Source organism: Nostoc sp. CHAB 5715 (genome assembly GCF_020829685.1).
Taxonomy (GTDB): domain Bacteria; phylum Cyanobacteriota; class Cyanobacteriia; order Cyanobacteriales; family Nostocaceae; genus Nostoc.
The window spans coordinates 1-2,670 of record NZ_JAIVFR010000991.1; the positions used below are offsets into that span (position 1 = coordinate 1).

Here is a 2,670-nt window from a genome sequence, read left to right on the forward strand (position 1 = left end):
GGCCACACGTGCGGTAAAAAATTTTAGATATTTCAAATGTCTCAAGAGCGGGAAAAGGATTTTCGTCCAGTTAATCAGGTTCTAGGAAGCCAACCCTCATTAGGGCCAATCCCTGCCGATCAAATTCTTCCTTGGACGGTAATTGCCTTAGCCTCCTACTTTATTGTCAACGGAGTTTTTGGTGGTCTTTTCCAAGAAGAGTTTCAAAAGTGGTTGTGGACAATACTAATGACTGGTTGGGGAATAGGAACTTGGTGGATTTTAACTGGTGGTAGGAGTTGGAGTTTTTTAAGTAAATTTATTGGCGTTCCCGCTTGGACAAGAGGCTTTGCTCGTTATCAAAGCTTATTGGAAGTTAACCATGAAGCAAAAAATCGGAAAACAAAGCGTCGGCGTAGCCGGAAATGAAGGTAGATTAACACCATTTGAAGATGCCTTGCACTTGGCGACAATGCTGCGTGTCGCAATGAATGGACGTGATATTGGCGCTTACCTTTTGACAAAAGGCACTCAAAGAGATCGGTTTTGCTTTGTTTTTGGTTTTGACTGTAAGGGAATTCATACCACTTTAAGACCTGAACAAATCGATACACTCTTTAATAACATTGAAGCCGGATTGAAAGACATTCCTAGCGGTGAAAGAATGACACTGCATTTGGGATCTTTTAGTTCAGACAAAGAGCGCCAAAAAGAATTAGTATCGCTAATCAGAAATGCGCCATCACGAGATATCAAATATTTGTTGATAGCAGAAAGAGCCAGAGTCAAAGAATTGACTATTTCTGGTGTTCGTAAGCCTAAATTTTTGCGGATTTATGTCACTTACACCATTGAATCTAGCACCAGAAATGCAGATGATTGGATAGAAAAGCTTTTAGTTAGAGCGGAATCATGGTGGTTAAAATTTAAAGGGGATCTCTCAGATGTAGAAAACCAGCGCATAGAAACGCTGATAACAAATGCTTACAAGCAAGGTTTTCTACGCTGGGAACAAATTTTATCTAACCAAATGGGATTGGATGTTAAGCCTTTGAAAGCTGATGAACTCTGGGAGGGCATCTGGAAAAGGTTTAATGATACGCAGCCAATACCGATTCCCCAATTGATGACTTTAGACGATCAAGGACTACACGAGCAAGTTAATTCAGATTTAGCTAGTACTAAATTGCTTCTAGAGAATATCCACGGCACAACTTTGCTGATGGAGTCTAGTGTACCTTGTGCCGATCGCCGTTGGGTTAATGTTAACAATCGTTACATTGGCGCACTGTCATTTCTGGAAAAACCCGGAGGTTGGGCAAATAAATCTGCTCAACTGCGATATTTATGGGAACTGCTGGCTAGAGAAACAGTAGTAGATACAGAGATTTTTTGTGAGTTGACTGCGGCAAATCCAGCATTGGTGAAAACTACTTTGCAACGAGTCTTGAAGCAGTCAAACATGACGACAATCATGGCTCAAGAAAAAAGTAAAACTATTGATGTCAACGCCCAATTAAAGTTGAAAAAATCGGTAGCAGCACAAGAACAATTATTTGAAGGTGCAGTCCCGATTTATACGAGTATCGTGATTTTGGTACATCGTCCAACTGTCGAGAAATTAGATGAGGCAACAAGATATATTGAAAACTGTTTTCAACGTCCAGCAAAATTAATTAGGGAAACTGAATACGCCTGGAAAATTTGGCTGCAAACTCTCCCAATAGTTTGGGAAGGTTTGTTAGCTACACCTTTCAATCGTCGCCAACTATATTTAACCAGTGAAGTTCCCGGATTAATGCCTTTAGTTTTAACTAAACGGGGTGATAGACAAGGCTTTGAGTTGATTGCTGAAGAAGGCGGAACACCCGTACATTTAGATTTGTTTAATCAACACAAAAATTTAGCTTTGTTTGCGACAACTCGTGCAGGTAAATCGGTGTTGGTATCAGGGATTTTAACTCAGGCTTTGGCGCATGGTATTCCGATTGTGGCGTTAGATTTCCCGAAACCTGATGGAACATCTACTTTCACTGATTACACAGAGTTTATGGGGGCTAATGGAGCGTACTTTGATATCTCCAAACAATCGAATAACTTATTTGAACAGCCAGACTTACGATCGCTAGATCCAGAACAACAGCGCGATCGCTTTAACGATTATACCGCCTTCCTAGAATCAGCTTTGATGACAATGGTTTTAGGATCATCGACTGAAAGTCAAATTTTATCGCAAACCGTGCGATCGCTCCTCAACTTAGCATTAGAAGCCTTCTTTGCTGATGAGGGCATAAAAGAGCGATATCGACAAGCGATGGCGGCAGGATTTGGCACTCAAGCTTGGCTGAAAACTCCTACCTTAAAAGATTTTCTATTTTTCTGTTCATCAGAACACTTGCAGCTAAATACTTTAACTGGCAGAGTAGAAGACGCCCTTAGTCAAATTCAGCTGCGCTTGCGATTTTGGCTTTCTAGTCGCGTAGGACAAGCCATTTCTGCACCATCTAGCTTTCCTACCGATGCACAACTTTTAGTTTTTGCTCTGAGAAACCTATCAGATAGTGAAGTAGATGTTGGTACTTCATTATTGTGTGGTCGATTAACGTTAAGAAACATTCGCACATTTAATTCTGGGTTAAAATCCATTCGTTCTGCCAGCACCAGAAATAACTCTCGTGCTTTTTGTCTTTT

At 40.8% G+C, this 2,670-nt stretch carries 2 protein-coding genes; both read left to right on the forward strand.

The genetic code is table 11. From position 1 onward, the window contains the following. Positions 1-36: 36 nt before the first annotated feature. Positions 37-408 (forward strand): hypothetical protein, encoded by a 372-nt coding sequence (locus LC574_RS34820; RefSeq protein WP_229458178.1) that lies wholly within the window; start codon positions 37-39, stop codon positions 406-408. Beyond that, the coding region (locus LC574_RS34825) for a hypothetical protein (RefSeq protein WP_229458180.1) at positions 362-2,670 on the forward strand (2,309 nt) is incomplete at its 3' end. The genes LC574_RS34820 and LC574_RS34825, both read left to right, overlap by 47 nt.

Coding starts and splice junctions, on each gene's coding strand:
- LC574_RS34820 (WP_229458178.1), top strand. CDS start 37: ATGTCTCAAGAGCGGGAAAAGGATTTTCGTCCAGTTAATCAGGTTCTA.